At 62.9% G+C, this 20,935-nt stretch carries 17 protein-coding genes and 6 tRNA genes; 17 read left to right on the top strand and 6 right to left on the bottom strand.

Features of this window, described 5'->3' with window-relative positions; all coding sequences use genetic code 11:
• Positions 1–72 precede the first annotated feature (72 nt).
• The 3 genes from SE16_RS07150 to SE16_RS07140 are packed head-to-tail and all read left to right on the top strand — an operon-like array spanning position 73 to position 4,496.
• Positions 73–762 (top strand): ABC transporter ATP-binding protein, encoded by a 690-nt coding sequence (locus tag SE16_RS07150; protein WP_054493896.1) that lies wholly within the window; start codon positions 73–75, stop codon positions 760–762.
• Positions 755–3,322: an FtsX-like permease family protein gene (locus SE16_RS07145; RefSeq protein ID WP_082381990.1), complete on the top strand. Its 2,568-nt coding sequence runs from the start codon at positions 755–757 to the stop codon at positions 3,320–3,322. Before SE16_RS07150 ends, SE16_RS07145 begins: the two co-directional genes overlap by 8 nt.
• 13 nt (positions 3,323–3,335) lie before the next feature.
• Complete coding sequence (locus tag SE16_RS07140; protein ID WP_054493895.1) at positions 3,336–4,496, top strand: lipocalin-like domain-containing protein; 1,161 nt, start codon at positions 3,336–3,338, stop codon at positions 4,494–4,496.
• A gap of 22 nt (positions 4,497–4,518) precedes the next feature.
• On the opposite strand, the gene SE16_RS07135 is transcribed toward SE16_RS07140, so the two are convergent.
• Together SE16_RS07135 and SE16_RS07130 are read right to left on the bottom strand one after the other, a co-directional pair.
• Positions 4,519–5,742 carry a glycoside hydrolase 5 family protein gene (locus SE16_RS07135; RefSeq protein ID WP_054493894.1) on the bottom strand — a complete coding sequence of 408 codons (1,224 nt, stop codon included), beginning with the start codon at positions 5,740–5,742 and terminating at the stop codon, positions 4,519–4,521.
• Between the two features lie 96 nt (positions 5,743–5,838).
• Complete coding sequence (locus SE16_RS07130) at positions 5,839–6,453, bottom strand: superoxide dismutase (RefSeq protein ID WP_054493893.1); 615 nt, start codon at positions 6,451–6,453, stop codon at positions 5,839–5,841.
• Between the two features lie 156 nt (positions 6,454–6,609).
• On the opposite strand from SE16_RS07130, the gene SE16_RS07125 reads away from it, so the two are divergent.
• The 3 genes from SE16_RS07125 to SE16_RS07115 all read left to right on the top strand — a co-directional run bounded on the left by SE16_RS07125 (position 6,610) and on the right by SE16_RS07115 (position 9,861).
• Complete coding sequence (locus SE16_RS07125; RefSeq protein ID WP_060687414.1) at positions 6,610–7,761, top strand: TolB family protein; 1,152 nt, start codon at positions 6,610–6,612, stop codon at positions 7,759–7,761.
• Between the two features lie 139 nt (positions 7,762–7,900).
• Positions 7,901–9,106 carry a YgeY family selenium metabolism-linked hydrolase gene (locus tag SE16_RS07120; RefSeq protein WP_054493084.1) on the top strand — a complete coding sequence of 402 codons (1,206 nt, stop codon included), beginning with the start codon at positions 7,901–7,903 and terminating at the stop codon, positions 9,104–9,106.
• Positions 9,107–9,210: 104 nt separating this feature from the next.
• Positions 9,211–9,861, top strand: coding sequence for an LON peptidase substrate-binding domain-containing protein (locus SE16_RS07115; RefSeq protein ID WP_054493083.1), 651 nt, complete (start codon positions 9,211–9,213; stop codon positions 9,859–9,861).
• Between the two features lie 6 nt (positions 9,862–9,867).
• Here the strand turns inward: SE16_RS07115 and SE16_RS07110 are convergent, their stop codons facing one another.
• The 4 genes from SE16_RS07110 to efp form a co-directional block, all read right to left on the bottom strand.
• The gene (locus SE16_RS07110; RefSeq protein WP_060687413.1) at positions 9,868–11,157 is read right to left on the bottom strand and encodes an FIST signal transduction protein; all 1,290 of its coding nucleotides are present in this window, start codon (positions 11,155–11,157) and stop codon (positions 9,868–9,870) included.
• Positions 11,158–11,251: 94 nt separating this feature from the next.
• Positions 11,252–12,352, bottom strand: a complete 1,101-nt coding sequence (locus SE16_RS07105) for an aminotransferase-like domain-containing protein (protein ID WP_054493082.1) — start codon at positions 12,350–12,352, stop codon at positions 11,252–11,254.
• Between the two features lie 95 nt (positions 12,353–12,447).
• The gene (locus SE16_RS07100; protein ID WP_054493081.1) at positions 12,448–12,699 is read right to left on the bottom strand and encodes a hypothetical protein; all 252 of its coding nucleotides are present in this window, start codon (positions 12,697–12,699) and stop codon (positions 12,448–12,450) included.
• Between the two features lie 50 nt (positions 12,700–12,749).
• On the bottom strand, positions 12,750–13,316 hold the full coding sequence (efp, locus tag SE16_RS07095; protein WP_054493080.1) for an elongation factor P: 567 nt from the start codon (positions 13,314–13,316) through the stop codon (positions 12,750–12,752).
• A gap of 173 nt (positions 13,317–13,489) precedes the next feature.
• On the opposite strand from efp, the gene SE16_RS07090 reads away from it, so the two are divergent.
• From SE16_RS07090 to SE16_RS07040, 11 genes are all read left to right on the top strand, one after another.
• Positions 13,490–16,348: a P-loop NTPase fold protein gene (locus SE16_RS07090; RefSeq protein WP_054493079.1), complete on the top strand. Its 2,859-nt coding sequence runs from the start codon at positions 13,490–13,492 to the stop codon at positions 16,346–16,348.
• A 100-nt stretch (positions 16,349–16,448) separates the two neighbouring features.
• Positions 16,449–17,345 (top strand): EamA family transporter RarD, encoded by an 897-nt coding sequence (gene rarD, locus SE16_RS07085; protein ID WP_054493078.1) that lies wholly within the window; start codon positions 16,449–16,451, stop codon positions 17,343–17,345.
• 45 nt (positions 17,346–17,390) lie between these two features.
• Positions 17,391–18,254: a fructosamine kinase family protein gene (locus SE16_RS07080; RefSeq protein WP_054493077.1), complete on the top strand. Its 864-nt coding sequence runs from the start codon at positions 17,391–17,393 to the stop codon at positions 18,252–18,254.
• Between the two features lie 86 nt (positions 18,255–18,340).
• Positions 18,341–19,111 carry a 3-hydroxyacyl-CoA dehydrogenase gene (locus tag SE16_RS07075; RefSeq protein WP_060687411.1) on the top strand — a complete coding sequence of 257 codons (771 nt, stop codon included), beginning with the start codon at positions 18,341–18,343 and terminating at the stop codon, positions 19,109–19,111.
• 49 nt (positions 19,112–19,160) lie between these two features.
• Complete coding sequence (locus SE16_RS07070) at positions 19,161–20,102, top strand: L-lactate dehydrogenase (protein ID WP_054493088.1); 942 nt, start codon at positions 19,161–19,163, stop codon at positions 20,100–20,102.
• A 68-nt stretch (positions 20,103–20,170) separates the two neighbouring features.
• A tRNA-Thr gene (locus SE16_RS07065) sits at positions 20,171–20,243 on the top strand.
• Positions 20,244–20,270: 27 nt separating this feature from the next.
• Positions 20,271–20,343: transfer RNA gene (locus SE16_RS07060), tRNA-Glu, on the top strand.
• An 11-nt stretch (positions 20,344–20,354) separates the two neighbouring features.
• Positions 20,355–20,428: transfer RNA gene (locus SE16_RS07055), tRNA-Val, on the top strand.
• Between the two features lie 42 nt (positions 20,429–20,470).
• Positions 20,471–20,542 (top strand) — tRNA-Gln (locus SE16_RS07050).
• Between the two features lie 7 nt (positions 20,543–20,549).
• Positions 20,550–20,633: transfer RNA gene (locus SE16_RS07045), tRNA-Leu, on the top strand.
• 18 nt (positions 20,634–20,651) lie between these two features.
• A tRNA-Pro gene (locus SE16_RS07040) sits at positions 20,652–20,726 on the top strand.
• Positions 20,727–20,935: the final 209 nt, after the last annotated feature.

Below are 20,935 nucleotides of genomic sequence, written 5' to 3'. Positions count from 1 at the left end.
TTGTCAACCGCTCCCCCGCCGGCTACAATTCCCCAATGCTTGTGAAACAATGCACAGACAGGGCAGAGCCGCATGATCAGACTCGACCGCATTACCAAAACATTTCAAGAAGGCGAACGCACCCGCGTCATTCTCGACGATGTCTCGCACACCTTCCCCGCCGGGCGCATTTCCGCCCTGCTGGGGCGCAGCGGCACGGGCAAAAGCACCCTGCTCAACCTGGTAGCGGGGCTGGATACGCCCGACCGCGGCGCGATTTGCGTGGGAGATGTGGATCTTACCGCGCTGGATGAACGCGCCCGCACGCTTTTCCGCCGCGAACAGGTGGGCTTCGTCTTCCAGTTCTTCAACCTCATTCCCACGTTGAGCGTGCTGGAAAATGTCACCTTGCCGCTGGAACTGCAAGGGGTGCCGCTGCGCCATGCCCGCGCCCGTGCGCGCGACTTGCTGGCGCAGGTGGGGCTGGCGGGGCGCGAGCACGCCTTCCCCGATACGCTTTCGGGTGGGGAGCAACAGCGCGTGGCGATTGCGCGGGCGCTGGTGCATGAGCCGCGCCTGGTGCTGGCGGATGAACCGACGGGCAATCTCGACCTGGAAACGGGCGAGCAGGTGCTGGATATGCTCGAAGCGCTGGTGCGTGAGCGTGGCGTGACAATGCTCATGGCGACACACAGCCGCGCCGCTGTGCGCCGCGCCGATGCCGTGTGGCGCATTCTGCATGGCAAACTGGTGCCCGAAGAGGAGACGATGACCCATGAATGAGCGCATGGCGTGGCAGTGGCGCTACAGCCTGCGGGCGCTCTGGCGTCGGCGCTGGCTGAGTGTGCTAGCGGTGGTAGGCATCGCGCTGGGGGTGGCGGTGGTCGTCGCGGTGGATTTGGCGAACGCGAGCGCGGCGCGGGCGTTCACCCTCTCCACCGAAAGCATTACCGGACGCGCAACGCACCACATTGTCGGCGGACCCGCCGGGCTGGATGAGCGCCTCTACACGCGCCTGCGGACCGACCTGGGCGAGCGCCTCATTGCGCCGGTGGTGGAAGGCTACGTGCGCGTGGATGAATTCGGCGCGGCGCCCATGCGCCTGCTGGGGGTAGACCCCTTTGCCGAAGCCCCCTTCCGTCCTTACCTTGCCACCTCGCCTGACGTCCCGCCCGATTTGCTAGTGCCCTTGTTGCAGGGCAAGCCCGCCGTAGTGCTCTCGCGCGAGATGGCGCAGCGCGCCGGCATTGGTTTGGGCGATACGGTGCACTTGCGCTACGGGACGGAGCGGTTCAGCGTGCAGGTGGTTGGTCTGCTCGACCCCGCCGATGCATTCACCCGCCGCGCGCTCGACGGCGTTCTGCTCACGGACGTGGGCGTGGCGCAGCGCCTGTTGGGGATGACGGGGCGGCTCAGCCGCATTGACCTCATCGCGCCCGAAGACGACCCCGCCGGCGCCGCCCGGCTGGAACGCATTCGCGCCGTCTTGCCCCCCGACGCCCTGTTGACTACCGCCGCGCGCCAGGCGCAAAGCGTGCGCCAACTCAGCGCCGCCTTTGAACTCAACCTGACGGCGCTCAGCCTGTTGGCGCTGGTGGTGGGGATGTTCCTCATCTACAACACCATGACCTTTTCGGTGGTTCAGCGCCGCCCGGTGTTGGGCACGCTGCGGGCGCTCGGCGTCACGCGGGAGGGGATTTTCGCGCTGATTGCCGGTGAAGCCCTGCTGCTTGGTCTGGTGGGGAGCCTGCTGGGGGTGCTGTTTGGCGTGTTGCTCGCGCGTGAACTGGTGCGCCTGGTCACGCAAACCATCAACGACCTCTATTTCGTGGTCTCGGTGCGCGAAGTGGCGGTGCCGCCGACGGTGTTGTTGAAAGGCATGGCGCTGGGCGTTGTCGCTACCCTGGCGGCAACGGCGCTCCCCGCCTACGAAGCCGCCACAACGCCCCCCGCGGGCACAATGCGCCGCTCGAATATCGAACGCCGCGCCCGCCGTGTTGCGCCCCGCCTGGCGGGGGTGGGTGTGGTGCTTTTCGCCCTCTCCTGGGGACTGTTGCAGTGGCCCTCGCGCGCTCTGGTGCCGGCGTTTGTAGGCGTGTTTGGCGTGGTGCTTGGGTTTGCGGCGTTCACCCCCATGCTGGTGCTGGTGATGGCGCGTGTGGGAAGCCCGCTGCTGGGGCGGTTGTTGGGACCCGTGGGGCGTATCGCGCCGCGCACCATCGCCAACGCGCTCAGCCGTACCGGTTTGGCGATTGCCGCGCTCATGGTGGCTGTTTCGGTGAGCATTGGTGTAGCGCTCATGGTGGATGCCTTCCGCCTGACCGTGGAGCGCTGGCTCGATTCGACCTTGCGCGCCGACGTGTACATTTCCGCGCCGGCGCTGGCGGGCAACCGCGCCGACGCCCCGCTCGACCCCGCGTTGGGTGAGCGCATTGCCGCCGTGGAGGGGGTGGCGGTGGTGGAAGCCGCCCGTAACGTGCGTATCGAAAGCGCCGACCTGGGACCGCTGTTGTTGGTGGCGGTGGAGTGGAAACGTCCCCGCGACCCGGCGTTGTTCATTTGTCGCGCCGGCTCTGTGGATGATGTGGCGGCGGCGGTACGCGCGGGGGCGGTGATTGTCTCAGAACCGTTCGCCTATCGGCACGGTGTCACATGCGGCGATACGCTTGCCTTGCGCACCCAACGGGGTGAAGAACGTCTCCCCATTGTCGGCGTCTTCTACGACTACTCCGCCGACCAGGGCGTGGTGCTCATGGATTTGACGCAATACCGCGCCCGCTGGGACGACCCATGGGTTTCATCGTTCAGCCTCTACACCACCCCCGACGCCGATGTGGCGGCGGTTGCGGCGCGTGTGCAGGCGGCGCTGGCGGGCGAAGAGGTGTTGGTGCGCACCAACCGCACCCTGCGCGAAGCCGCGCTGGCGGTGTTCGACCGCACATTTGCGATTACGCGCGCCTTGCAGTTGCTGGCGGTGGTGGTGGCGTTCATCGGCGTGTTGAGCGCGCTCATGGCGTTGCAAATCGAACGCACGCGCGAATTGGCAACCTTGCGCGCCATTGGGCTGACGCCGCGCCAGTTGTGGCGGCTCACGGTGCTGGAAACGGGGTTGATGGGCGCATTGGCGGGGGTGCTTTCGTGGCCTACGGGCATCACGCTGGCGGCAATTTTGGTCTTCATCATCAACAAGCGTTCTTTCGGGTGGACTATTCAGTTCACGCTTTCGACCACTGCCTTGTGGCAAGCGTTTGGCGTCGCCGTGCTTGCCGCGATTGTGGCGGGCGTCTATCCCGCCTGGCGGTTGATGCAGTTGCGGCTGGCAACCGCTATTCGCAATGACTAACATGGAGAATCGTATGCGTCGCCTGTTTGTTCTTCTGCTGATTGGGGTGTTGGCGCTGGCGGTGGCTGTGTCCCGCCGCGCACCGACCAGCCAGACCACACCCCGCCTGGATGTCGCCGAGGCGCTTGCCGCCCCGCTGGACGGGTTCGAGCGGGCGTTTGCGCCGCGACCTTTCACCTTCCCCCGCGACCACGGGGCGCACCCCACGTTTCAAACCGAGTGGTGGTACTACACGGGCAACCTGTTTGCTGAAAACGGCGACCGCTTTGGCTTCCAACTGACGTTTTTCCGCCGCGCTCTTTCCCCCGAACCGCCCGCAACCGGTTCGGCGTGGCACACCAACCAAATCTACTTCGCGCATTTTGCGCTGACCGACCGCGAGCGCGAGCGGTTTCAGGCTGAGGAGCGTTGGGCGCGCGGCGCTGTGGGGCTGGCGGGAGCCGATGCGCCGCCGTATCGCGTCTGGCTGGATGATTGGCGGGTGGAAGCCATCGCCGAAGACGCCGACCAGGTGCGCCTGTTCGCCACCCACGCTGACGGCACCACACTGGACCTGGTGGCGGAAGCGCAGAAGCCGCTGGTGCTGCATGGCGAGGCGGGATGGAGCCCCAAAGATGACGCGCCCGGCAATGCGTCTTACTACTACTCGTTCACGCGCATGCAGGCGGAAGGGCGCATTGTGCGCCCCGACGCTTCGGCGGTTGCCGTGCGTGGGACGGCGTGGATGGACCATGAGTTCAGCACGAGCGCACTGGGGGAAGACCAGGTGGGCTGGGATTGGTTCTCCATTCAGCTGGATGATGGGTGGGAGCTGATGTACTTCCAACTGCGGCGCGCCGACGGCACGGTGGATACAGTCTCTGGCGGTACGCTGATTGCGCCCGACGGTACCACCACCATGCTGGCGCGTGATGATGTCCAGCTGGAGGTGGAAGCCACCTGGGAAAGTCCTCGCACTGGCGCTCTCTATCCGGCGGCGTGGCGGTTGCGCGTGCCTGCGCAGGCGCTGGATGTGCGTATCACGCCGGTGTTGAACGACCAGGAGCTGGATGTTTCGGTGCAGTATTGGGAAGGGGCGGTGGATGTGCGCGGAACGCACGGGGGAACGCCCGTGCAGGGTGTGGGCTATGTTGAATTGACGGGCTACGCGCAGAGCATGCGGGGGCGGTTCTAGCGGTGCGCCCCCGCCGCGCGCCTTAGATTTCCCCTTCGCGGAATTGCCTGAACCAGCGTGCCAGCGTGGCGTGCGGCTCGGCGCGCAGGGCTTCGAGATCTACGTCGAGGGGGCGCAAGGGGGTTGGTTCTGCGGCGAGCCGGGTTTCACGCCAGAGGCGAGCGGCTTCTTTTTCGCGCCCATTGTCGGCAAGCAAGCCCATGAAGCGCGGGCGAATGGCTTTGTCGAAGGGGGGCGTTTCCCACAAGACGGGGGGCACGTCGGCAAAGGTGGCGTTGCCCAGCAGGGGCGCGTCGCTTTGCCCCAGCGTCTCAAACAGCGTTTGCCAGATGTGCGCTTGCACGCTTTCGTGCGGCAGGCGGATGGTGGTGGGGGGCGTTGCGTCGTCCTCGGCGGGCAGAACCAGCAGGTGCTCGCGTTCCTGGTTGGGGGCGGTTGCCACTCCCACCAGTACCCCCGGCGCGGCGTCGGCGGTGGCGCGCCAGAGGTGCGCTGTGAAGCGAACGAAGTCGGCGGGGGCGTCTGCGGCAAAGGGGTAGATGTGCGGATAGGTTTCCACCAGCACGTGCAAGCCCTCGCGCGTCAGGTCCCACGCCCAGGGCAGGAAAGGCAGCGACGCGGCGGCGTCGGGCAAGGTGAGCCAGACGGGATGGCGTCCTTCTTCTGCTTCGCGGGCGGTTTCGCGGAGCAGCGCCGCCCATTCAACCAGCGCTTCGGGGGTGCGGGGTGGCACATAGGCGGGCAACCCGTTGCCGCTGAGGTCCCAGGCGTAGATGGCGGGGTGTTCGCCAAAGTAGCCCACCACTTCGGTGATGAGCCGACGTTGGGCGTCGAGCAGGGGGCGCGCTTCGTAGATGTTTTTCACCAAGGCATGGGGCTGTTCGCGCCCTTCGCTCAGCGTGCGGGCAAAGGGGCGTGCGGTCGGGTCGAGTTGCAGCGCCCAGCGGGGCAAAAAGCGTTGCCCGAAGAGAACGCCTGTGAAGAGCACGGGGAGAACACGCACGTGCTCTTCGTGGGCAAGGTCGAGCAGTCGCCCCAGCGTGTCAAGCGCTTGGGTGTTGATACGCTCGGCGCTGGGCTGAAAGGTCTCCCAGGGCAGAAGCAGGCGCACAAGGTCGCCGCCCAGGTCGGCAAAGTGGGCGAGTTCGTCGCCGATTTCGCCCAGGTCGGCTTGCTCCCAGAAGAAAGGTCCCTGGCGCGTGGGCCAGTAGGTGCAGACGCGAAGGGGTGTTGTTGTGCGTTCCACGGTCTTGCGGCCTCCTCGTGCGTTGATGTGGGGTACACTTTGCATGAAAAAAGGCCGATCGGCAAGAGCGATCGGCCTTGTCTGTGTCGGTTGGGATTACTTCTTGGCGGCGGCGTAGTACTCGGCCACCTTGTCCCAGTTGACAACGTTCCACCAGTTGCCGATGTAGTCGCCGCGGCGGTTCTGGTAGTTCAGGTAGTACGCGTGCTCCCAGACGTCCAGCCCGAGGATGGGCGTGTGCCCGAACATGTAGGGGCTGTCCTGGTTGGGCGTGGAGTAAACTTTCAGTTCACCGAAGGCGGTGACAACCAGCCACGCCCAGCCGCTGCCGAAACGGGTTGCGGCGGCTTTGGAGAAGGCTTCCTTGAACGCGTCGAACGAGCCGAAGGCGGCGTCAATCGCGGCGGCCAGTTCGCCCGAGGGCGCGCCACCGGCGTTTGGCGCCATGATCGTCCAGAAGAGCGAGTGGTTGGCGTGCCCACCGCCGTTGTTGCGGACAGCGGTACGGATGTCTTCCGGCACGCTTTCGATGTTGCGCAGCAATTCTTCAACCGACTTGTCTTGCAAGTGCGGGTAGGCTTCAAGCGCTTTGTTCAGGTTGTTGACGTAGCCCTGGTGGTGTTTCGTGTGGTGAATTTCCATCGTGCGCGCGTCAATGTAGGGTTCGAGCGCATCGTAGGCGTACGGCAGTGCGGGCAATTCGTGGGCCATGGTTCTACCTCCCTTGGCAGTTGTTGACTGACTTTACCAACAAAGAAAACTTTATCTTGTTCAAGTATTTTGTCAACCGCCGTTGCGCGGAGTGTTTGGCAAACGTGCATTTGTTGGCTAGATTGTCGCGCTGTGAAGATGCCAGGGAGGAAGACGATGCCGACAGAGAGACCCGAACCAGGACAACCGTTGCCCGCGTGGGTGCGCCGCGTGCTGGCGGGGCTTTTCGTGGTGATTGCCGTCGCCGTCATCAGCGGGGCGCTGTGGCTGGCGATGAACGCCGCACGCCGCGAAACATCCGCCATCCGCCTGCACTGGCAGGCGGGGGAGCCGCGCCAACTCAACGTTGATTGTTTCCCCTGGCTGGCGCCCGACGCCGAGACGTTTGTCTGCGAACGCGAAGGGGCGCTCTGGCTGGGCACGCTGAACGCAGGCGCCACGACGCGCCTGGACGTTCGGTTCCCCGAAGGCGTTGAGCATGTGCGTCAGGTTGAATGGCTGCCGAACGGTGAGGCGTTTGTGGTGCTGTTCGCCACCCCCACCCCGCGCACAGACGACGAACAAGCCGCACCGTGGCCGCTTCTCCACGTGGCGCTGAATGACGCCACCCCCACCCCCCTGCCCGACGCCGTTCCAGGCGCATCCTTGCAACGCCTGCCTGCCGGCGTCGCCTATCCGACGCGCGAGGCGTTGGTGGTGTGGGATGGGCAACACCTGCGCACCATTCCCACTGGGCAAAACGCGACGGTCTATCCCCACGTGGTGGACATCATTCAGATTGCCCCCATCGAAACGCTGACGCCGACGCGACTGGCGCGGCTGGTGGTGGGGCAAAGCGGCGCGGTGTTGCGCGTGATGACGTTGGAAGAGGGGCGACGTGATGAGCGCCAGGTGGATATGCGGCTCTACCGCGGCGAGCGCATCTTTGCCTGGTCGCCGTCGGGGGCGTGGCTGGCATACGCCAACCGCGAGGAACGCCTGCGCACACCGGCGCTCTGGGTGACCACGGTGGACGGGCAAACCCGCTACCAACTCTGGAAAGCCGACGAGCAGGGCAAAATTGACTTCCTGCACTGGCTTGACGAGGGCACACTCTTTTTCGCCTTCGTGCCCGATGGCGCACGCCCTTCGGAGCGCACGCGCTTCTTCCTGGTGGACGCCACCCGCTCGGCGGGCACGGTCGAGGCGCTCTGGCAAGGGGGGCACACGCCCACATTGGCGCGTGATGGGCGCACATTGGTCTTTGCCCGTGGAGCGGCGCCGAACGAAACCTATTGGCTGGTGCAATTCACGCCCGTTGGCGAGTGAACCCACGGGGGCAACGCGCGCTGGCACGGCGTGGTGTTGCCCCCGTCCAAAACCCCGTTCAACACCCCATTTGCGTTGCCTTTTCACCTCAGGTAGCATTGATTCTTCCAGCCAACCAATTCAGACAAAGAGGTGCGCCATGCCTGCTCCTTCTGCGGCTCAAATTGCCACACTCCATCAACGTGTCGAATCCCACCGCGACGACATCATCACATTTTTGCGCGAAATTTGCGCTATCCCCAGTTTCGACAGCCAGATTCGCGAGGTGGGCGAGCGGATTGCCGACGAAATGCGCCGCCTGGGATTTGATGAGATTTTCTTCGATAGCATGGGCAACATTCTTGGGCGCATTGGCGACGGTGAGCGCATTCTGCTCTACGATAGCCACATTGACACGGTCGGCATCGGCGACCCCGACGCCTGGGAATGGGACCCCTTCGAGGGCAAAATCGAAAACGGCATTTTCTACGCGCGGGGGGCGTGTGATGAAAAAGGCAGTACCCCCGGCATGGTGTACGGGTTGGCGCTTGCCCGCGACCTTGGCTTGCTTGATGGGTGGACGGCCTACTACTTCGGGAACATGGAAGAGTGGTGCGATGGCATCGCCCCCCATGCGCTGGTGGAACATGAGGGCATTCGCCCCGATTTTGTGGTCATCGGCGAACCCACCAAGATGGGCGTCTATCGCGGGCACAAAGGACGTGTGGAAATGCAAGTGGTGGCGAAGGGGAAAAGCGCCCATGCCGCATCCAACCATCTGGGCGACAACGCCATCTACAAAATGCTTCCGGTGATTGCCGGCGTGCGCGACCTGAACGACCAACTCCCCACCGACCCCTTCTTGGGACAAGGGCGCATCACCGTTTCCTACATCGAATGCCGCACGCCCAGCATCAACGCCGTGCCCGACGAGTGCACGATTATCATTGACCGCCGCGTCACCTGGGGCGAAACCAAAGAAGACGCCATCGCCCAGGTCGAAGCGCTCATTCCCGAAGCGGAACGGCACAACATCCGCGTCGAAATGCTCTTTTACGATGAACCTTCGTACACGGGCTTTCGCTTCCCTGTGGAAAAATACTTCCCCGCCTGGGTCTTGCCGGAGGAGCACCCCCTGGTGCAAGCCGGCCAGGAAACCTACCGCCTGCTCTGGGGAAGCCCCACGCATATCGGCAAATGGAATTTCAGCACCAATGGCATCTACTGGATGGGCAAGGCGGGCATTCCCAGCATTGGGTTTGGTCCCGGCGATGAAATTCACGCCCACACCGTGCTCGACCAGGTGCCGCTGGATGACGTGGTGCGCGCCACCGCGTGGTACGCCCTTCTGCCGGCGATGATTTGAGGCGCATCCGGCGGTATGCTGGGAAGAGGGAGACAACTGGGGTTGGGGGTTCACGCACGACGGGCTACAATTCCCGTATCGGGGTGAAGAAAAGGAGCCGAACCATGCCGCAATTGCGCTTGTTCCCGCTGCATATCGTCCTCTTTCCGGGCATGCCGCTGGGATTGCACATTTTTGAAGAACGCTACAAGCAACTCATCAACGAATGTCTCCGCGACGGCGAACCGTTTGGCGTGGTGGCTATTCGGCGCGGCAGTGAGGTGGGCGACCCCGCGCCCGACCTGTTCGATGTCGGTACGGCGGCGCACATTTTGCAGGTAGAACCGCTGGACGAAGGGCGTATGAACATTGTCGGGGTGGGGCAGGCGCGTTTCCGTATCGAACACCTCTACACCGACCGCCCCTATCTCTACGCCGACGTGGAATACCTGCACCTGCGCGACCAACGCGACCCCTCATTGCCGGCGCTCATGAACCGCGTCGGGCTTCTGTTGCACCGCTATCTGGACGTGTTGCGTCAGGCGGATTTGGTGAAGGGGGGAGGGCACGAATTGCCGGGAGACCCTGTTTCGCTGGCGTATCTTGCCGCCTACGTTCTGCAAATTCCCGATGAACAGAAGCAGGTGCTCGTAGAGGAGAACTCTCTGCCCGCGTTGTTGCACCGCCTGGCGGACATGTACCGCCGCGAACTGCCGCTCGTGCAGGTGCTCCTTTCGCCGCCCCCGCACGAACCCATGCCCTTCTCCGAAAACTAGCCGCGTTCAGGGGAGACACGCCGATGGCACTTCCAGGGCTTCGGCATGGGCGTTGACGGCTTCGTCGCTTTCGGCGGGGCGCAACAGCGCCACACAAGCCGTGTGCCCGTGCAAAAAGTTCTGCCCGCCCAGCAGTCCAATCTCGCCGGCGCAGAACATCCCCGCCAGCGGCACATCGCCCAGCACGCCGCGCACAATCTGCACATCGCCGTTGGGCGCGCCGTAGAGGTTCGTGCCGCGCCCGTTGCAGGAGAAAAGCCAGACGCCCGCCGGCGGTTCGTAGAGTTGTTGGGGCGTCAACCGCATCGCCAAATCATCGGCGGCGGCTTCGGCATCATGCAGGAAGAATTGCACCAGCGCCCCCCGATGAATCTCATCGCCGATGGCAATCGCGCCGGTGCTGGCATCTACCCCCAAAATGTTGCGAATAAGGAACTCCCCCGTCTGCATCAGGTCGTCCCGGTCGCGGTAGGAGCCGACCGCCCGCCCAATCAGCAAGCCGCCGCGTGCCAACGCCTCACGCTCAATGTCCCCCATGCGGTCCACCAGCGCTTGAATGTGGTCGAACGGGGGCTGATGATTGAGCGACAAAATCACATTGTCGCGCGCGCCGGTCACCTTGAAGACGGGACTTATCGGGCGGCATCCCGTTGAAACGACCACATCCACATCCACGTTGCCGCTCAACGTCAGCCCCACCAGCCCCGCTTTGTGCGTTTTGTCGCCTGCAAACAGGCGGTTGCCCCCGGCGGTAATGCTCGCCAGCCCCCCAATGACGGGCACACCGGGCACGAACGTGTTGAAAGCGTCCAGCACATGCTCAATCGGCGTCGTGAAGGGGTCCGCCAGCAGCAAGACGGCGCGCGTTTGACGCGAAAGGTGCGTGCGTACGCAAAACTCGGTCGCATCTTGCAGAACGGCGCGCCAGTCGGGGGGGCGCAGGGCAAACGCATGCACCTGCACGCCCGGCAGCCATCCCGCCATGAGCACCAGCGCCGGTTCGCGCTCCCATTCGTAGGCGTCGGCAATCACGCCCGACGAGGTTGCGCCTACCAACGCGCGGGGGCGCAACGCCTGGCGCACCGCTTCGCGGGCGTCGTCGGCGCGCTGCGCCAGCGGTTGATTCACAAAGAGCAACGCCACGTCGGGCGGGCGCTGGCGTACATCACGGGTGGCGTCTTCCAGCAGAGTTTGCAGTGCCGTGTCAAATGAGTTGTGGATGGCGTACCAGGTGCGAAAGCGGAACATGCAGATACCAAAATCCCAATCTTGAAGCGTCTCACACTGTGCGATCATGAAGGTGTGCGCTGAGTATACGGCGGATGGCGTGAAAAGAAAAACAAAAGCCCCGACGAACGCTTGCGCCGTCGGGGCGAAGAAAATGCGCTGCTCAGGCGCTGGTTTGCTGCAATGCCTGCACCGCCGCCGCCAAACGCCGCACGCCTTCGCGCAGTTCGTCGGGGGTGAGCGCGCAGAAGGGCAGGCGCAGGAAGCGCTCGCCGTCCGCGGGGTTCACGAAGAACGCGCGCCCGTCGCCCAAAATCAAGCCTTGCTCGCGAGCCGCCGCCCGCAGCGCTTCGGACGTGACGCCTTCGGGCAGGGTGACGGAGACGAAGAAGCCGCCATCCGGTTCGATCCAGTCGGCGTCGGGCAGGTAGGTGCGGATGGCGTCGCAGACGGCTTCCAGGCGTGGGCGGTAGAGGTCGTGCAGGAAGCGCAGTTGTTCGTCGAGCCAGCCGCGGCGGCAAAATTCGTTCACGGCGGCCGCGCCCAGGTGGTTCGGCATGATGTAGGTGTCTTCGGCGACTTTGGCGATGGGCGTCAGCCGCGCTTCATCGCCAATCAGGTAGCCTACACGCACGCCGGGGCTGATTTGCTTGGTGAACGAGGACATTTGCAGGGTGACGTCGGGTCCCAGGTCGTAGAGCGAGGGGAGCGGTTCGCCCCGATAGCGCAGAGGGCGATAGGGCGCGTCTTCCACGAAGAAGAAGCCGTGCGCCCGCGCCAGTTCCACCAGCCGCTGGCGCTTTTCGAGCGAGGCAGTTGCGCCGGACGGATTTTGGAAGTCGGGGATAATGTAGAAGAAACGGGGCGTCGCGTTCTGCAAGGCGCGTTCCAACGCCGCCATGTCGGGACCATCGGCTTCGAGGGGAATGCCCACAATGTTGGCGCGGTGGCGGCGCAAAAGCGTAATCGCGCGGTCGTAGGTGGGCACTTCGACAAAGACTGTATCGCCCGGTTGGAGATACGCCCACGCCACAAATTCGACGAATTGGAGCGAGCCGTTCGCCAGCATCACTTGTTCGGGGCGCACGCCATGCCGCGCCGCCAGCCATTCACGCAGGGGGGGATACCCCCACGATTTGCCGTACTGCATCACCCGCACGGCGTCGGGACCGCGCAGGGCAGCGGCGGCGCATTCCGCCAGGCGTTCCGAGGGGAAACTCTCATCGGCGGGAACACCGCGCGTAAAAACGATTGTGTCGGACATTTGGGGCCTCCTTTTCGCTTCACGATTGCAAACAAAATGCCGCCTGCTCACAACAGGCGGCATTGCCGGGCATATTCATGAGGAGAGCGCCGTGTTTATTGGCGCTCCTCGGTTTCCGCAGGACCCAGGGGCGCACCCGTCGGCCCGTGAATCGTGATAATGTCGAGACTGCGGTAATCATCGCGCAGGCGAATGCGGAAGACGGTGTTGCAGTCGTCGCACGCCATTTCTTCTTCGTCTTCGATTTGCACACCGGCGACCTTGTATTTTTGCCCACAGCCGGGGCATTCAAAGATGAATTGCGTTTTGGTCGGGTCGTAGAGGTCGCGCGCGGTTGGTTTTGCCATGGATTTCCTCCCGTTCGAGCGTGTGCCTGGCGCACACGTGGGTTGCTGCCTTACGCCGACTTGACGCGCGTCACATATTCGCCGGTGCGCGTATCCACGCGGATGATATCCCCCGTGTTGACGAAGAGCGGCACGTTGACCGTCAGCCCCGTTTCCAATTCGGCGGGCTTGGTCGCGCCTTGCGCCGTATCGCCGGCGAAGCCCGGTTCCGTGTAGGTCACTTCCAGGTCCACCGTGGGCGGCAGTTCGATTTCGATGGCTTCCCCTTCGTAGAAGGCGATTTCCAACTGCATGCCTTCCTTCAAGAATTTCACCTGGTCGCCCAACAGCGAAGCCGGCACGCCGGGTTGCTCGTAGGTTTCCAAATCCATGAAGTAGTAAAAATCGCCGTCGTTATAAATGTATTCCATCTTGCGCGATTCGAGGCGCACATCCTGAAAACGGTCTGTGGGCGAGAACGTGCGCTCGATGGTGGCACCGCTCCGCAAATTGCGCAGTTTGACGCGCACCGTCGCGCTGCCACGTCCAAGGTGGGTTTGTGAATGGGTCAGGACGCGGTAGAGTTCACCATCCATCTCAAAGACGGTTCCAGGGCGCATATCACCGGCTGCAATCATGGGCAGTATCCTCCTTGGTCTCACCTGACGGGCAGAGCGCCCGTGTGTTTCTTGTATGCGGCGCGATTATACGAACAATGACGGCGTTGGCAAAGGGCTTTGTGCGGGTGTGGTTGAAAGCCACCCTGTGTGGTGTTATACTCGCGGAAAAATCAGAATGCGAGCGAGGGCACATGGACGCGCAAAGCCTGCAAGCCGAGTTAGAACGTATTGCACGCATTGAAAATGAGTACGAACGACTTGGTGGCTTGCTACAAGTCTTGAGTAGCGTCGAACAGTTTGAAGACGCCCATCGTGCATTGTCCACAGCATTGGACATCAGTCAGCGTTTTCGATATCCCGTGCACCGCGCCCTTGCCCTGGCGGCCCTCGCCCCCTACCTGCCCGAGGGGTTGCTCGCCGAAGCTCTCCACGCCGCTCGGGGCATTAAAAATGAGGGGGTTCGCGCCGAAGTTCTCGCCGTCATCGCCCAAGCCTTTGCCCAGGCTGGTGATACCGACCACGCCCTCGCCACCGCCCGCAGCATTGAAGTTGAGCGGTACCGCGCTCATGCCTTAGCTCTCCTCGCCCCCCACCTGCCGAAGAAGGAACGGGCACATGTCTTGGCCGAGGCTCTTGCCACGGCCCGTAGTATTGAAGATGAGCGGTACCGCGCTCGCGCCCTCGGCGCCCTTGCTCCTCACTTGCCGCAGGATCTACTAATCGAGATCATCGACGTTGCTCGCAGCATTGAAGATGAGCGGTATCGCACCATCGCTCTCCTCGGTCTTGTCCGCTACCTGCCGGCGGAGTTGCTGCCCGAGGCTCTTGATGCCGCCCGCAGCATTGAAGATGAGCGGTATCGCACCATCGCTCTCCTCGGCCTTGCCGACCACCTGCCGGCGGAGTTGCTGCCCGAGGCTCTTGATGTCGCCCGCAGCATTGAAGATGAGTGGGACCGTGCTCATGCCCTCGCTGCCCTCGCCCCCCACCTGCCTAGAGACTTGTTAGCGGAGGCACTCAACGCCGCTCGCAGCATTGAAGATGAGCGGTACCGTGCTCATGCCCTCGCTGACATCGCCCGCGCTATGGTGCAGGTTGGCGACACCGAACAAGCAATCCAAATCCTGCAAGAGGCGCTGGACAAAATATCAGATGAAGAGATACGGGATATTCTCCGACGCGCACTCGATGAGATACATGCCGATGCAGGTGGCTCCCGCTCTGAAACCCGCATCGAAAAAGAACTTACTATTGAAGCCGCCGCCTTTGGCGACCACCCCACCACAGACGACGCTCTTGGCTATCGCATCTATGCCAGGGTACTCGCCGATTTCATCAAAAGTGAGCAAACGCAAAAACCGCTCACCATCGCCATTCTGGCCCCCTGGGGCATGGGCAAAACGTCGCTCATGCGCATGATTCAGAAAGAATTGCAGAAAGAATTGCAACCAGAAGAGGAGGCGTCGCCATCGCGTTTGCGCCGGATATGGCAAAAGCTCAACGCTCCATGGCGGTGTCTCCGCGCTTTTTATACGGGGCGTCCCCCTAATACGACATTCCCGCTTGTCTGGTTCAACGCCTGGAAGTATGAGAAAGCCGAAGCGTTGTGGGCGGCGTTGGTGGTTGACCTACTCGCTCAAGTCAAAGCGCAAGGCGGCTGGTGCTGGTGGGCGGGCGTTGCGCTTCGACTCCGAATGAAGCGCATGCGCTGGGGGCGTTTTGGGCAGGATATCGCCAAAGCTTTTGTGCTGGGGGGGCTTGTCTTTGGAGCCGTCAAATTTGTAGCCTGGTGGCAAGGAGACGTCCTGCCAATTCTCAAAACGATGCCCGAGGTGGCGGCATTCATTGCCTTCCTCGCCCCGCTTCTCAATAGTATCTGGATGTATCTGCGCCATACGGGCCCCTTCAACATCAATGCCTATTTGCACAACCCCGACTACGAAGCCCGCATCGGGTTTCTGCGCACATTTGAGGACGATTTCCGGTATGTCGTGGAGAGCATCACTCAGGGGGGGCGATGGCCGCTGGTGGTCTTCATTGACGACCTCGACCGTTGTCCACCGCCCAAGCCGGTTGAAATCATCGAAGCCATCAACCACCTGATTGACGCGCAACACTGCGTCTTCGTGCTGGCGATGGATGAAGAGATGGTTTTGCGCAGTATCGCCGTCAAATACAAAGAGCTGGATGATGGGCAGTACACCGTGGGCGGTCGCACACTCGCCCACCGCTTTATGGAAAAAATCATCCAGTTGCCTGTGCGTCTGCCCCCACTTCACCAGTTGACCATGGAGAAATTTGTAGAGAAGTTGCTTGGTCCCATTCAGGAAACGGCTCGCCCAACACTGCAACAACGCACCACCCCACAATTGCAACCCGTTGCGCCTGCTCAACAACCAACCGACGATGCGCCTCCAAAAGACCCATCTGAGACCAACACGCCGACCTCTGAGCGCATCCAGCAGGCCGCTGAACGTCTGCAGGCTGAAAGGCGCGCGCGTCCCGAAAAGGCCGTGGAAGAGATTGCCCAGGAACTCTTCCCCAACGAACCCGAAGAAATCCGTCGCCGGGCGGTCGAATACGTCGAAGAACGCTGGCACGAATCAGCGGATATTCGGCACGCCATCCATCGCGCCCTGGAGCATCTAGAACCCAACCCCCGCCAGGCCAAGCGGTTCGTCAACATTTTTCGCCTGCAAACCATGCTCGCAAAAGAAGTTGGGTGTCTCTCACGCGTCCCCACCGATGCGGAGCTCGATGCGCTTGCCGCCGCCATCGTCATTCAGATGCGTTGGCCCCACCTGGCGCGCCAAGCGCTCACCAACCCGGAAGCCTTTGGTAAGCTCCATGAGGCTGTGCAAAACGGGAATGAACAGCAAACCGACGTGCCGGAAACCCTGCGCTCATACCTTCAGGACAAAGACGCGCATACCTTCCTCAAATCAATTTCAGACCGCGATTACTTTCGGGACATGCTCGCCTTTGCTGATTTCTCCCTGGACACATCATCCCTGCCGCCGCCGGAAGAAGAGGCGCAAAGTGTGGTATAACCTGCATCCCACAGGCGCAATCTGTTGCCCATCTGCACACGCCGGCTATACTCTTGGCCTGGCTAACTGTTCACCAAACCCGTGCAAGTGAGGCAACCGTATGCGTTCCGACCGCAAAGGCATCGTGTACGCCTTTCTGGCGTACGTGTTGTGGGGCTTGTTCCCGCTCTACTGGAAACAACTCGACGGCGTCCCAGCCACCCAACTCATCGGGCATCGCATCATCTGGTCGTTCATCTTTCTGGTGGCGCTCTTTGCCTTGCGGGGGCAACTCGCGCACCTGCACACCCTGCTGCGCAACCGTCGTATCGTGCTCATCTACGGCGGCGCGGCTGTGCTCATTGCGCTCAACTGGCTCATCTTTGTGTGGGCGGTCAACGCCGGCTACATCGTCGAAACCAGCCTGGGCTACTTCATCAACCCCTTGCTGAGCGTTCTGCTGGGCATGCTCGTGCTGAAAGAACAGTTGCGCGGCTGGCAGTGGGTCGCCATTGGGCTGGCGACGCTTGGCGTGGGGTATCTCACCCTCTCCTACGGTCGCCTTCCCTGGATTGCGCTGGCGCTGGCGGGCTCGTTCGGCGTCTATGGGCTGGTCACCAAAATCGCCCCACTCGACGCGCTCGACGGGCTGACGCTTGAAACAGGCTTGCTCTTCATCCCGGCGCTCGCCTTCCTCCTGCTGGAAGAAAGCGCCGGACGTGGCGCATTCGGGCACGCGGGGCTGGTCGCCACGCTCTTCATGGCTGGCACAGGGGTGGTGACCGCCGTGCCCTTGCTGCTTTTTGGCGCCGCCGCCCGCCGCATCCCGCTCAGCACCGTGGGCATTCTGCAATACCTCGCCCCCACCCTGCAATTTCTGATTGGCGTGCTGATCTATGCGGAACTATTTCACCGCCAGCACCTGATTGGGTATAGTTGCGTCTGGCTGGCGCTCGCCATCTTCTGGCTGGAAGGGTGGTACACCGCTCGGCGTGGCGCACTCGCCGCCGCCCAATAGCCCACAGCGACGCCCGCTGCAACACCCAACCCAAGGAGCAACCGCATGGCACACCTCCCCAACCACCTGCGCGAACAAATCGAACAGCACCTGGGCACAGCCATCACACGCATCACGCCCGTTGGCGGGGGCGACATCAACCAGGCCGCCCGCCTCGAAACCGGCGGCGACGTTTTCTTCTTGAAGTGGCACGCCGCACCGCCGCGCGGCATGTTCGCCGCCGAAGCGGATGGATTGCGCCGCATTGCCGCCACACAAACCGTGCGCGTGCCCCACGTCATCGCCCAAGGCGACACCTGGCTCCTGCTGGAATGGCTCCCCATCGGACGCCGCACCGCCGCCGCCGCCAAACGCTTGGGCGAAGCGCTTGCCGCCCTGCACCGCCACACCGCCGCCCACTACGGGCTTGAACACGACAACTACATCGGGCTGACGCCGCAAATCAACCATCCCGAAACCGACTGGGTGCGCTTCTGGCGCGAGCACCGCCTGCGCCCCCAAATGCGGCTGGCCGCCGAACGTGGCCGCATGCCCGCCCATCGCCGCCGCGCACTCGAACGCCTCATCGCCCGCCTGGATGAATGGCTCCCGCGCACACCGCCCGCCTCACTCCTGCATGGCGACCTCTGGGGAGGCAACTGGGTCGCCCTGGAAGACGGCACCCCCGCGCTCATTGACCCCGCCGTGTACCACGGCGACCGTGAAACCGACATCGCCTTTACGCACCTGTTTGGCGGCTTCCCCGCCGCCTTCTACGACGCCTACACCGCCGCCTGGCCGCTCCCGCCCGACGCCGACGCACGCCGCGACCTCTACAACCTCTACCACCTGCTGAACCATCTCAACCTGTTCGGCGAAGCGTATGGCGCAAGCGTGGACCACATCCTCGCGCGCTACGTGGGCGGGTAAGGCGTTCCCCCACTTTTGACAAACCCACCCCGCGCCTGATAATACCAGGCGCAACAACCAACCAATCCACCACAACGAGGTGAGCCATGAACGTGCAAGGACGCACTATCCTCATCACCGGTGGCGCATCGGGATTGGGAGCCGCCACCGCCCGCCGTTTTGTCCAGGAAGGCGCTCACGTCGTCCTGCTGGATATGAACAGCACCGCCGGCGAAGCCATGGTTGCCGAACTGGGCGACCGCGCGCGTTTCGCCAAAACCGACGTTACCAGCGAAGCCGACGTCCAGGCCGCGATTGCTCTCGCCCAAGAAGCCTTCGGCGGCGTGCATGGGCTGGTCAACTGCGCCGGCATCGCCATCGCCGAGCGCGTGTTGGGGCGCGAAAACCGCATCCACGACCTGGAACGTTTCGCCAAGGTGATTGCCGTCAACCTGACCGGTACGTTCAACTGCATTCGGCTCGCCGCCGCCGCGATGGCGCAAAACGAACCCAACGAAGACGGCGAGCGCGGCGTCATCGTCAACACTGCGTCGGTGGCCGCCTTCGACGGGCAAATTGGGCAAGCCGCCTACTCCGCATCCAAAGGCGGCGTCGTCGGCATGACCTTGCCCATCGCCCGCGACCTGGCACAGTACGGCATTCGCGTGATGACCATCGCCCCCGGCATCATGGACACGCCCATGCTCGCCGGCTTGCCCGAAAAAGCGCGTCTTTCGCTTTCGCAACAGGTGCCGTTCCCACAGCGCCTGGGCAAACCGGAAGAATACGCCGCGCTGGTGCTGCACATCTTCCAGAACGCCTACCTCAACGGCGAAGTCATTCGGCTTGACGGCGCTATTCGCATGGCGCCACGCTAAACGGGCGGGGAAAAAGCCCCCGCCCCAACCAACCAGAGGGAGTCTCACCATGAAAATCGGTATTGTTGGGACGGGGGCCGTCGGCGCAACCGCCGCCTACGCGCTCGTTGTACGGGGCATTGGGCGCGAAATCGTCCTTGTGGACATCAACACCAAACGCGCCATCGCCGAAGCGGAAGACATTTTCCACGCTGTGCCCTTCACCAACCCGCTCATTGTGCGCGCTGGTGAGTACGCAGACCTTGCAGGCGCGCAGGTCGTCATTGTTGCCGCGGGCGTGGCGCAACGTCCCGGCGAAACGCGCCTGCAACTGCTCGAACGCAACGCCGCCGTCTTTCGCGCCGTCGTGCCCAGCATTCTCGCGCACGCCCCGGACGCCATCTTGCTCATTGCCACCAATCCGGTGGACGTGATGACCCACTTTGCCGCCCACGTAGCAGCGGAACATGGCATCCCGGCGCACCGCGTGATTGGCTCCGGCACCACGTTGGACACCGCCCGCTTTCGCGCCTTGCTGGGCGCCCACCTGGGCGTTGACGCGCACCACGTTCACGCCTACGTCTTGGGCGAACACGGCGACAGCGAAGTGCTGGCGTGGTCGCTCGTCAACATCGGCGCCATCCCGCTGGAACCGTTTTGCGCAGCGCGCGGCATCGTCCTTGACGACGCCACACGCGCCCGCATTGACGACGGCGTGCGCCGCGCCGCCTACCGCATCATCGAAGGCAAAGGCGCCACCTACTACGGCATCGGCGCCGCTCTCGCGCGCATCGTGCAAGCCATCCAACACGACCAGCGCGCCATCCTGACAGTCTGCACCCGCACACCCGCCGTTGGTCCCGTGCAAGACGTGACACTGGCGCTCCCCCGCATCGTCGGTCGGGAGGGCGTCCTGGAAACGCTCACGCTCGAACTCGCCCCCGACGAGCAAGCAGCCCTGGAAGCCAGTGCGCGCATCATCCGCACAGCGATTGACGATCTGGGTATCTAGGCTTGCTCGCCCAACGCGGCGAACATTTGACAAGCACGCCCAACCACCTATAATGTTCGCCGCTTCAAGCCCACGTAGCTCAGTCGGTAGAGCACGTTCTTGGTAAGAACGAGGTCACGGGTTCAAGTCCCGTCGTGGGCTCTGAACATTGACAAATGCACATGTGGTGGCCCCTTCGTCTAGTGGACTAGGATACCGCCCTCTCACGGCGGAGACACGGGTTCGAATCCCGTAGGGGCTACTGTGAAGCATGGGCGCGTAGCTCAGTTGGTTAGAGCGCCACGTTGACATCGTGGAGGTCAGAGGTTCGAGTCCTCTCGCGCCCACCTTGACAAAAAAGTGCACCTTGCTATACTCAATAACCGCACTGCGGGGTCGTCTAATTGGCAGGACGGCTGACTCTGGATCAGCTAGTCTAGGTTCGAGTCCTAGCCCCGCAGCTCGCATGCCGATGTGGCGGAACTGGTAGACGCGCTGCGTTCAGGGCGCAGTGGGCTTACGCCCGTGGGGGTTCGAATCCCTCCATCGGCATTTTTTCTTTTTGAGTATCGGGGCGTAGCGCAGCCCGGTTAGCGCGCGTCGTTCGGGACGACGAGGTCGGAGGTTCAAATCCTCTCGCCCCGACTCTCAAAAGCCTGCAACAACTGTTGCAGGCTTTTTTTGTTTTCCCCGCCTCTTTTTGCGTGTTTTGCCGCTTGCAATCCGTTTTCAAATATGGTACATTCCCCTTTACCTCGTGTGCGACCGAGCCCGTCTGACCCACTTCCACGAGGATTGAGTCGTCATCGGAGCCCCATTGCCGCCTGTTCTGTGTCAACCAACTGAATAATGAA

It is taken from the genome of Ardenticatena maritima (assembly GCF_001306175.1).
GTDB classification, from domain to species: Bacteria; Chloroflexota; Anaerolineae; order Ardenticatenales; family Ardenticatenaceae; genus Ardenticatena; species Ardenticatena maritima.
The sequence above is the reverse complement of the archived record's forward strand: the minus strand, read 5'-3'. Positions and strand labels throughout refer to the sequence as shown.

Bases quoted from the DNA above. Each gene is read 5' to 3' on its own strand.
- SE16_RS07150 (WP_054493896.1), top strand. From the start codon at position 73: ATGATCAGACTCGACCGCATTACCAAAACATTTCAAGAAGGCGAACGC.
- SE16_RS07070 (WP_054493088.1), top strand. From the start codon at position 19,161: ATGAAAATCGGTATTGTTGGGACGGGGGCCGTCGGCGCAACCGCCGCC.
- SE16_RS07110 (WP_060687413.1), bottom strand. From the start codon at position 11,157: ATGATCGCACAGTGTGAGACGCTTCAAGATTGGGATTTTGGTATCTGC.
- SE16_RS07140 (WP_054493895.1), top strand. From the start codon at position 3,336: ATGCGTCGCCTGTTTGTTCTTCTGCTGATTGGGGTGTTGGCGCTGGCG.
- SE16_RS07105 (WP_054493082.1), bottom strand. From the start codon at position 12,352: ATGTCCGACACAATCGTTTTTACGCGCGGTGTTCCCGCCGATGAGAGT.
- SE16_RS07145 (WP_082381990.1), top strand. From the start codon at position 755: ATGAATGAGCGCATGGCGTGGCAGTGGCGCTACAGCCTGCGGGCGCTC.
- SE16_RS07075 (WP_060687411.1), top strand. From the start codon at position 18,341: ATGAACGTGCAAGGACGCACTATCCTCATCACCGGTGGCGCATCGGGA.
- SE16_RS07100 (WP_054493081.1), bottom strand. From the start codon at position 12,699: ATGGCAAAACCAACCGCGCGCGACCTCTACGACCCGACCAAAACGCAA.
- SE16_RS07090 (WP_054493079.1), top strand. From the start codon at position 13,490: ATGGACGCGCAAAGCCTGCAAGCCGAGTTAGAACGTATTGCACGCATT.
- SE16_RS07130 (WP_054493893.1), bottom strand. From the start codon at position 6,453: ATGGCCCACGAATTGCCCGCACTGCCGTACGCCTACGATGCGCTCGAA.
- rarD (WP_054493078.1), top strand. From the start codon at position 16,449: ATGCGTTCCGACCGCAAAGGCATCGTGTACGCCTTTCTGGCGTACGTG.
- SE16_RS07120 (WP_054493084.1), top strand. From the start codon at position 7,901: ATGCCTGCTCCTTCTGCGGCTCAAATTGCCACACTCCATCAACGTGTC.
- efp (WP_054493080.1), bottom strand. From the start codon at position 13,316: ATGATTGCAGCCGGTGATATGCGCCCTGGAACCGTCTTTGAGATGGAT.
- SE16_RS07115 (WP_054493083.1), top strand. From the start codon at position 9,211: ATGCCGCAATTGCGCTTGTTCCCGCTGCATATCGTCCTCTTTCCGGGC.
- SE16_RS07125 (WP_060687414.1), top strand. From the start codon at position 6,610: ATGCCGACAGAGAGACCCGAACCAGGACAACCGTTGCCCGCGTGGGTG.
- SE16_RS07080 (WP_054493077.1), top strand. From the start codon at position 17,391: ATGGCACACCTCCCCAACCACCTGCGCGAACAAATCGAACAGCACCTG.